The 551-nt window shown below is 78.0% G+C and carries 1 protein-coding gene; it reads right to left on the bottom strand.

What is annotated here, in order from left to right:
- Positions 1 to 551: hypothetical protein (locus L2I40_RS24295; protein WP_237217888.1), on the bottom strand; the 551-nt coding region annotated here is incomplete at both ends.

Here is a 551-nt window from a genome sequence, read left to right as displayed (position 1 = left end):
ACCGCCTCCCGCAGCGCGGCGAGATCGGCGGTGCCGGCCGCCCCGTGCAGCCTTGCGAGTTCCGCCTCCGCCTCCTCCAGCGCGGCCCGCGCCACAGCGGCGGCCGCGCGGCGTCCCTCGGCCTGGCGGGCCAGTTCCTGGGCCTTGATCTCGATCCGGCGCGCCTCCTCCAGGCGCCGGGCCAGTCGCGCGGCGGTGGCGCCGGGTGGTTCCTCGCGCCGCGCCTCTCCCAGCGGCTCGGCGAGCGCCGAGGTCATGCCGGCGAGCGCCGCGATCGCCGCCTCCATCTGTCCGATCCGGATCTCCGCCGCCTGCCAGGCGGAGGTGGCCTCCGCGATGCCGGCCCAGTCCTGCAGCGCGGCCTCGGCCTCCTCGGGCGTGGTGGTCCCGGCCAGCCCGAGCAGCGCGACGGCGGACCGCCAGGCCTCGCCGCCTGTGGCGAGATCGGCAGATGCCGCATCGCGCGTCTCGCACGCCGCCTCGCGATCCTCGGTCGCCTTGGCGGCGGCGTCGCGCAGCCTGCGATGCGCCGCCTCCACCTCGTCCAACGC

Origin of the sequence: Falsiroseomonas oryziterrae (assembly GCF_021864505.1) — a bacterium.
Taxonomy (GTDB): domain Bacteria; phylum Pseudomonadota; class Alphaproteobacteria; order Acetobacterales; family Acetobacteraceae; genus Falsiroseomonas; species Falsiroseomonas oryziterrae.
This window is presented reverse-complemented; position numbering and strand designations above follow the sequence as displayed.